The organism is Phenylobacterium sp. (assembly GCF_036402295.1).
Lineage (GTDB): Bacteria > Pseudomonadota > Alphaproteobacteria > Caulobacterales > Caulobacteraceae > Phenylobacterium.
This window is the reverse complement of record NZ_DASWTE010000432.1, coordinates 1-7,704: the sequence shown is the minus strand read 5'-3', so window position 1 is coordinate 7,704 and position 7,704 is coordinate 1. Positions and strand designations below refer to the sequence as shown.

9 protein-coding genes and 1 other RNA gene are annotated in these 7,704 nt (G+C 71.7%); 5 read left to right on the top strand and 5 right to left on the bottom strand.

The features are described from left to right. The coding region (locus tag VGD44_RS24800; protein WP_331091158.1) for an NAD-dependent epimerase/dehydratase family protein at positions 1-480 on the bottom strand (480 nt) is incomplete at its 3' end. Positions 481-491: 11 nt separating this feature from the next. After that, on the bottom strand, positions 492-2,459 hold the full coding sequence (tkt, locus tag VGD44_RS24795) for a transketolase (RefSeq protein WP_331091156.1): 1,968 nt from the start codon (positions 2,457-2,459) through the stop codon (positions 492-494). A gap of 156 nt (positions 2,460-2,615) precedes the next feature. Between tkt and VGD44_RS24790 the strand changes: the two genes are divergently transcribed. Next, positions 2,616-2,891 (top strand): DUF4164 family protein, encoded by a 276-nt coding sequence (locus tag VGD44_RS24790; RefSeq protein ID WP_331091154.1) that lies wholly within the window; start codon positions 2,616-2,618, stop codon positions 2,889-2,891. 5 nt (positions 2,892-2,896) lie between these two features. Beyond that, entirely contained in the window at positions 2,897-3,229 is a 333-nt protein-coding gene (locus VGD44_RS24785) for a cell division protein ZapA (RefSeq protein ID WP_331091152.1), read from the top strand. Between the two features lie 180 nt (positions 3,230-3,409). Here VGD44_RS24785 and VGD44_RS24780 read toward each other — a convergent pair whose 3' ends face one another. Next, positions 3,410-4,465, bottom strand: a complete 1,056-nt coding sequence (locus tag VGD44_RS24780; RefSeq protein ID WP_331091150.1) for a fatty acid desaturase — start codon at positions 4,463-4,465, stop codon at positions 3,410-3,412. Positions 4,466-4,527: 62 nt separating this feature from the next. Continuing rightward, positions 4,528-5,661, bottom strand: a complete 1,134-nt coding sequence (locus VGD44_RS24775) for a serine hydrolase domain-containing protein (protein WP_331091148.1) — start codon at positions 5,659-5,661, stop codon at positions 4,528-4,530. A 57-nt stretch (positions 5,662-5,718) separates the two neighbouring features. Between VGD44_RS24775 and ssrS the strand changes: the two genes are divergently transcribed. From ssrS to VGD44_RS24760, 3 genes are all read left to right on the top strand, one after another. Beyond that, a non-coding RNA gene (ssrS, locus tag VGD44_RS24770) (6S RNA) lies at positions 5,719-5,880 on the top strand. 30 nt (positions 5,881-5,910) lie between these two features. Beyond that, complete coding sequence (locus tag VGD44_RS24765) at positions 5,911-6,465, top strand: 5-formyltetrahydrofolate cyclo-ligase (protein WP_331091145.1); 555 nt, start codon at positions 5,911-5,913, stop codon at positions 6,463-6,465. Positions 6,466-6,474: 9 nt separating this feature from the next. Then, positions 6,475-7,314 (top strand): TIGR00282 family metallophosphoesterase, encoded by an 840-nt coding sequence (locus VGD44_RS24760; protein ID WP_331091143.1) that lies wholly within the window; start codon positions 6,475-6,477, stop codon positions 7,312-7,314. A gap of 3 nt (positions 7,315-7,317) precedes the next feature. Here VGD44_RS24760 and VGD44_RS24755 read toward each other — a convergent pair. Beyond that, positions 7,318-7,704, bottom strand: a 387-nt coding sequence (locus VGD44_RS24755) for a YARHG domain-containing protein (protein WP_331091141.1), incomplete at its 5' end; no start/stop codon positions are given.

Sequence of the window (7,704 nt, the reverse complement as noted above, 5' to 3'; positions counted from 1 at the left end):
GCTCATCACCGGCTTCACGAAGCAGGGGTAGCCGGTGGTCTCGCCGGCGGCCTTGGCGAGCTCGGCCTCGGTGGAGGCGAAGGCGTAGGCGCTGGTGGGCAGCCCCAGCTCCTCGGCGGCCAGCCGGCGGATGCCCTCGCGGTTCATGGTGAGCTGCGCGGCGCGGGCCGTCGGGATCACGGTGGCCAGGCCGTCGGCCTCGATGCGGGCCAGCTCGTCGGTGGCGATGGCCTCGATCTCGGGGACGATGAGATGCGGCCGCTCCTGCTCGACGAGGGCGCGGAGGGCCTTGGCGTCGGTCATGGCGATCACGTGGCCGCGGTGCGCCACCTGCTGGGCGGGCGCGTCGGCGTAGCGGTCGACGGCGATCACCTCGCAGCCGAGGCGCTGCAGCTCGATCACCACCTCCTTGCCGAGCTCGCCCGAGCCCAGGAGCATGACCTTGACGGCGGTGGGCGAAAGGGGCGTGCCGAGGCGCATGTCGGTGGGTCCTAGAGCTTGGCCTTCGCGGCGGCGGCCACGGCTTCCGGCGTGATGCCGAAGTGGGCGTAGAGGGCCTTGTCGGTGCCGCTGCCGCCGAAGCCGGTCATGCCGACGAAGGCGCCGTCGGTTCCGATGAAGCGGTCCCAGCCCTGGCGGACGCCGGCCTCGACGGCCACGCGGACCTCGGTCTCACCGATCAGGGTCTCCTGGTAGTCGGTGGGCTGGGCCTCGAAGAGCTCGAAGCTGGGCACCGAGACGACTCGGGCGCCGATGTTGTCGGCCTCCAGCAGGTCGCGGGCGGCGAGCGCCACCGGGACTTCCGTGCCCGAGGCGAAGATGGTGACCTGGGCGGGCCTGCTCGCGCCGATCAGCTGGTAGGCGCCGCGGGCGCAGAGGTTCTCGCCGGCCGTGTCGCGCACGCCGGCGGTCTTCTGGCGGCTGAGCGCCAGGACCGACGGGGTCTTCTTCGACTCCAGAGCCAGCTTCCAGCACTCGGCGGTCTCCACCGCGTCGGCGGGGCGGAAGACGTTGAGGTTGGGCATGGCGCGCAGGGAGGCGAGGTGCTCGACCGGCTGGTGGGTCGGGCCGTCTTCGCCGAGGCCGATGGAGTCGTGGGTGCCGACGAAGATGGTGCGCACGCCCATCAGCGCCGAGAGGCGGATCGCGGGTCGGGCGTAGTCGCTGAACACCAGGAAGGTGCCGCCGTACGGGATGACGCCGCCGTGCAGGGCCAGGCCGTTCATGGCCGCGGCCATGCCGAACTCGCGCACGCCGTAGTTCACGTAGCGGCCGTCGTAGTGGGGCGCATCGAAGATGGCGGTGTTCTTGACGAAGGTGTTGTTCGAGCCGGTGAGGTCGGCCGAGCCGCCCACCATGTCCGGGATCGCACCGAAGATCTGCTCCAGCACGGCGCCCGAGTGGACGCGGGTGGCGGCGGCGGGCTTCTCGGCGGCGGCCTTGGCGATGAAGGCGTCCAGGGCCTCGAAGGCGTGGCGGGGCAGGTCGCCGGCGATGGCGCGCTCGAACTCGTCCTTGTGCGGCGAGACGGCGAGGCGGGCTTCCCAGGCCTTGCGGGCCTTGGCGCCCTTGCGGCCGGCGGCGCGCCAGGGCTTCAGGGCCGCGTCCGGCACCACGAAGGGCTCGTAGGGCCAGTCGAGCGCCACGCGGGTGGCGGCGACCTCGTCCTTGCCGAGCGCGGCGCCGTGGACCTTGTGGGTGCCGCCCATGTTGGGTGCGCCCCTGCCGATGACGGTCTTGCAGGCGATCAGGGACGGACGATCCTGCTTGGTCGCCCAGGCCAGCGCGCGGCGGATCTGGCCTTCGTCGTGGCCGTCGATGCGCTTGGTGGCCCAGCCGGCCGCCTTGAAGCGGGCGAGCTGGTCGGTCGCGTCGGAGAGGCCGACGCGGCCGTCGATGGTGATGTCGTTGTCGTCCCAGAGGACGGTGAGCTTGGCGAGCTTGAGGCGGCCGGCGAGGCTGATCGCCTCGTGGCTCACGCCCTCCATCAGGCAGCCGTCGCCGGCCACCACCCAGGTGCGGTGGTCGACCAGGTCGTCGCCGAAGCGAGCGGCGAGCTTGCGCTCGGCCATGGCCATGCCGACGGCGGTAGCCAGGCCCTGGCCCAGCGGCCCGGTGGTGGTCTCGACGCCGGGGGTGTGGCCGTACTCCGGGTGGCCCGGCGTGTTGGAGCCGAGTTTGCGGAAGTCTCGCAGGCTCTGCATCGGCACGCCCTTCACGCCGGTGAGATGCAGCAGGCTGTAGAGCAGCATCGAGCCGTGGCCGGCCGAGAGCACGAAGCGGTCGCGGTCGGCCCAGTCGGGACGGGCGGCCTCGTACTTCAGGAACTTCGTCCAGAGCACCGTCGCGACGTCGGCCATGCCCATCGGCATGCCGGGGTGCCCGCAGGCGGCCTGCTCGACGGCGTCCAGCGAGAGAATGCGGATGGCGTTGGCCATGAGCTGGGTGGGCGCGGGCATGGGCGGCTTCTAAGTCTCTCGCGGCGAGGAATTGCGGGCCGCCTCGCACGCGATGGCGCGGGGGTCAAGAAATGGCCCCAGCATTTCGTGAGACTCACTGGCGCAGGTATACCTGCCCAGATCCCTTTTTTAGGCGGGCGGCTTCGGAGTGATCGCATGAACCCTGGCGAAAGCGCCCTGGACCTGGCGGCCAAGCGGCTGGAGAACGCGCTTCACGTGCTGGAGCAGCGGCTGGCCCAGCGGCTGAAGGCGGCGACCGACGACGCCGGCGGCCTTTTCGACCACGACCGATCGATGCTGGCGGCCGAGCTGGACGCGGCGCGGGCGCGGGAACGTGAGCTGGAAGAGGCGGGGGCGCAGGCGTCGGCGGCGCTGGGACGAGCGATCCAGGAGATCCGCGCGGCCCTGAACGGCCAGGCGCAGGAGGCGTAAGGACGATGGCGCAGATCAATGTCGAGGTGAACGGCCGCCCCTACGCGGTCGGCTGCGAGGACGGGCAGGAGCAGCACCTGCAGGAGCTGGCCAAGGTGTTCGACCACCAGGTGCGGCAGGTGAGCCAGGACATGGGGCAGCTCGGCGACACGCGGCTGTTCCTGATGGGTGCGCTCTTGCTGGCCGACGAACTGACCGACGCGAAGAACCGGCTGGCGTCGATGCAGGTGGAGATGGCCCGGCTGCAATCGGACCGCGCGCGGCTGGAGACCAAGGCGGTCAGCGCCCTGGAGACCGCGGCCAGCAAGATCGAGAAGCTGGCGGCCGCGGGGGCGTAGCTCTCGCCAACCCCAGCGTTGTCATCCCGGCCGAAGGCCAAAGACCGACCGGGACCCATTGAGCTCGGCGCCAGTGGTACTGACGGCAGCGTCGACGCCACGCCTTTCCACGACCTCAGAGTCCATGGGTCCCGGTCTTCGCCTGCGGCGAAACCGGGATGACAACGCTGCGGTTGGCGCTCAGGCGCGCTGCCGCCGCATTCTCCCCACCAGCTTCCCCATCGCCGGGACCAGCTCGCGTTCCTCGGCGCGGCGGTAGTCGTGGTCGGCGGGCAACGCTTCCACGAGCCTCCGGTGGGCGATCCCGAGGTTGTGGTAGGGCAGGCGCGGCATCAGGTGGTGCAGGGCGTGGTAGCGCAGGCCCACGGGCGCCCAGAGGAACGGCAGGAGCGCCGGGGGCGGCACGTTCACCGAGTCCAGGAACTGGTCGAGCGGGGCCATCACCTCGCCGTCGTTGTCCCAGCGGTGGGCGACGGCGGTGCGGAGCTGGTTGAGGAAGGTCATCAGGCTGAAGACCGCCGCGGCGGTCACGAGCACGCGCAGCGGCAGGACGCCCGCGACCGTGAGGCCCACGACGGTCCAGCACCACAGCCAGGCGCCGATCTCCTGGGCGAGCCAGGGGGCGCTGTTGGCGCGGTCGAAGTCCTCGCGGGAGAAGTGGGTGTTGATCACCATGCCCGAGGCCTTGGCGATGGCGAACCGGCGCGCGGCGGGGACGAGGAAGCCCAGCGGGGCCAGGACGCCGAAGCGAAGCAGCGTCCCGACCGGCGCGAGGAAGGCGATCCCGAGGAAGACGCCGAGCTCGTGCAGCGGCCGGCGCGCCAGCGGGTGGTACTCGGGGTCGCGGACGGTGCCGTAGCGGTCCTTGGCGTGGTGCAGGATGTGCACGCCCTCGTACAGCAGAGACGGCGTGAGCCAGGGAACGCCGATGAGTACGTTCCACGCGAAGTGGAAGCCGGGCACGTCGTCACGGCGCAGGTGGGTCAGCTCGTGGATGAAGCTGATGCCGCGGTAGAGGGCCAGCACGCAGACGGCGCCGGCCACGAGCGCCCAGGCCGGCGAGGCGGCCGTGGCGGCGATCCAGAAGCTGAGCCAGGTGACCGCCGCGGTGACAGTGAGGTCCAGCCAGTAGGTCTTCGCATCGGCCTGCGTCAGGTCGCGGGCGATGTCGTTGGCCTGGCGGGCGAGGCTTTGTCCGGCGATGTCCCGGCCGCGTATGTCCGTATGTGCGTTCAAGGGGCCCGATGTAAGCCGCGCAAGGTCTTCGCCCAAGCCCGAATGCGCGAGATGCAGCGCTACTACGCGTACACCGCCCGCTCGAAGGTCTCGAAGGTGGCGAGCATGGCGGGGTCGGCGAAGGGGAGGAACTGGGCGCAGAGCATGCCGGCCACGCCGCTGGCGGGATCCGCCCAATAGTAGCAGTTGGCGAGGCCGCCCCAGGCGAGGCTGCCGGCGCGGCGCAGGCCCGGGACGTCGGCCTCGTTGCGCACGAACCCCAGCGTGTGGGTCTTGGCCACGCCGGGCATCGGCCGGAAGTCGCGGCTGAGCGGCGGGACGGCGGTGACGAGCTCGCCGGGCGCGCCTGCGACCGGCTGGGCCGCGCGCAGGTGGGCGAGCGCCTGCGGGCCCAGGACGCCGCCGCCGTCGTCCGCCAGCACGGCGCGCAGGAACTTCAGGTAGTCGGGGGCGGTAGAATAGAGCCCGCCGCCGCCGTGCAGGATGGGGTTGGAGGGGAAGCGGTCGGCGACGGCGAAGCCGCCGGTCTCGTCGCGGCGGTGCATGCCGGCGAGGCGACCGGCGCGGGCGTCGGGGTCGAAGGCGGTGTCGGTCATGCCGAGCGGGCGCAGGATATGGGCGTCGACGTAGTCCGGCAGGGTTTGGCCCGAAGCGGCCTCGACCAGCCAGCCGGCGGCGTCGATGCCGATACCGTACTGCCAGCCCTCGTCCGGCTCGAAGGTCAGCACCGGGCCGCCGGCCGCCAGGCTCTCGAACAGGCTGCCCCCGACGGCGGCGTAGTAGCGGGCGAGGTCGGCGCTGAAGAAGTCGTAGGCCAGCCCCGAGGTGTGGGTGAGCAGGGATCGGAGCGTGATCGGCCGGCGCGCGGCCCGTGTCCTGGGCGCGCCCGAGGCGTCGAAGCCCTCCAGCACCTTGAGCGAGGCCAGCATCGGGAGGCGCTCGCCCACCGGCGCGTCGAGGTCGAGCACGCCGCGCTCGACCAGCTGCAGCGCCGCCGCCGAGGTGATCGCCTTGGTGCAGGAGGCGATCCAGAAGACGTCGTCGGCCGCCATCGGGGTCGGGTCGGCCACGCCGCGGACGCCGGCGGCGTAGCGGCTGTCGGAGCCGTCGGCGTGCGCGACCGCCGCGGTGAGCCCGGGCGCGACGCCCTTCTCGATCGCCTCGTCCAGGATGGCCTGAATGTACCGCGACGCCATGCTTCCCCCGCCGTGCTTGAGACTACCGCCCCGAGCGCCTACCTTAGACCCCGGCGGGTCCTGCTGCGGCTCTCGTCGAAGGCGACATATTCCAGCGACCTTAATTCACTCATAGGGAGCTGTCCCTGCCTCGGACCGTGGTCTTGGGCACACGGCGCCCACCTGGTCTATCCAGGTCGAGGGAATGAAACAGTCCTTCACGGTGTCCGCGGCGCCGCCACCCTTCCTCCGCCCGCCGGAGCTTCCCCCTTGTCCGACAAGACGGCCCTCCGCGCCCAGCTCCGCAGCCTGAGGCGACGGCTGGCGGCCGAGAATCCGGAGGCGGACCGCGAGGCCGCCAACCGCTGGCCGCAGGGGCGCTTCGACCACGCCAAGGTGTTCGGGCTCTACCATCCCGCCGGCTCGGAGCTGGATCCGACGCCGCTGCGCGCGCGGCTGCCGGCCGGGCACGTGGCGCTGCCGGTGGCGACCTCGCGGCAGGGGGCGCTGGTGTTCCGCCTGCACAAGACCGGCGAGACGCTGGTTCCCGACGCCCTGGGCATCCCCGCGCCCGACCTCTCCGCCGAGCCGGCGCTGCCTGATGTGGTGGTGACGCCGCTGCTGGCGTTCGACCGACGCGGCGGGCGGCTGGGGCAAGGCGGCGGGCACTATGACCGCACCATCGCGAACCTGCGCCGCATGAAGACGGTCTTCGTCGTGGGCCTTGCCTATGCGGGCCAGGAATTGCCGGAAATCCCCATGGAGCCGCACGATCAACGCCTGGACGCGATCCTGACCGAGACGGAATACGTCGAATTCGGCTAAGGACCGCGCATGAGGTTTGCGTTTTTCGGAGACATCGTGGGGCGGTCGGGCCGCGAGGGCCTGGCCGAGCACCTGCCAAGCTTGCGCCGCCAGCTCCAGCTGGAGTTCGTGATCGTCAACGCCGAGAACGCGGCGGCCGGCTTCGGCGTGACCGAGAGCACGGCCAACGAGCTGTTCGACGCGGGCGCCGACTGCCTGACCCTGGGCAACCACTCGTGGGACCAGAAAGAGGCGCTGACTTACATCGTCCGCGAGCCGCGGCTGATCCGACCCCTGAACTATTCCGCCTTCTCCGCCGCCCCGGGGCGCGGGGCGCAGCTGTTCGACACGGAGAGCGGCAAGCGGATCCTGGTGATCAACCTGCTCGGCCGGGTGTTCATGGACGCGCTCGACGACCCGTTCGCCGCCGTCGACAAGGAACTGGAGGCCTGCCCGCTGGGCGCGGTGGCCGACGCCATCGTTGTGGACATCCACGCCGAGGCGACGTCCGAGAAGATGGCCATGGGCCATTTCTGCGACGGACGCGCGAGCCTGGTGGTGGGCACCCACAGCCACGTGCCGACCGCCGACGCCCAGATCCTGCCCGGCGGCACCGCCTACCAGACCGACGCGGGCGCCTGCGCCGACTACGACAGCGTCATCGGCAACCACAAGGAAGAGCCGCTGCGGCGGTTCACCACCCGCATCTCCGGCGGCCGCTACAAGCCCGCCGAGGGGCCGGCCACGGTGTGCGGCGTGTTCGTGGAGACCGACCCGACGACGGGGCTGGCGCGACGGATCGAGCCCATCCGCGTGGGCGGGCGGCTCAAGCAGACGGTGCCGAGCCTGGAGACGGTGGTGGCCGAATAGGCCCTACCGGCCGGCCTCGGCCTGCTGGAGGAGGTCGACGTTCCGCTGCTCGACCGGCGACAGCGACACCTCGGCGGCGACGGGGCGATACCAGGCGTAGCGGCTGAAATGGGCGGCCAGGTCGGGGCTCCTGAAGATGCGGCCGTGCCGCGCGTAGATCTCGTTGCGGGCGAGCCGGAGCTCCGCCTTGTCGAGGTCGGCGATGTCGGCGGACGTGAGCGGCTGCGCGCTCGACTGCGGGAGGATGAAGTCGCCCAGCCTGGCCTCGGGAACGGGCGTTGGCGCGGGGGCGGGCATCGGCGCCGGGGCCGTCGCGGCGGGGGCCGGGTCTGAGGTCGCAGCGGCGGGCTCGGCCGTCGGCGCGGGCGCGGGCGCGGGAGCCGGCTGGCG

Bases quoted from the DNA above. Each gene is read 5' to 3' on its own strand.
- VGD44_RS24760 (WP_331091143.1), top strand. From the start codon at position 6,475: ATGAGGTTTGCGTTTTTCGGAGACATCGTGGGGCGGTCGGGCCGCGAG.
- VGD44_RS24775 (WP_331091148.1), bottom strand. From the start codon at position 5,661: ATGGCGTCGCGGTACATTCAGGCCATCCTGGACGAGGCGATCGAGAAG.
- VGD44_RS24790 (WP_331091154.1), top strand. From the start codon at position 2,616: ATGAACCCTGGCGAAAGCGCCCTGGACCTGGCGGCCAAGCGGCTGGAG.
- VGD44_RS24785 (WP_331091152.1), top strand. From the start codon at position 2,897: ATGGCGCAGATCAATGTCGAGGTGAACGGCCGCCCCTACGCGGTCGGC.
- tkt (WP_331091156.1), bottom strand. From the start codon at position 2,459: ATGCCCGCGCCCACCCAGCTCATGGCCAACGCCATCCGCATTCTCTCG.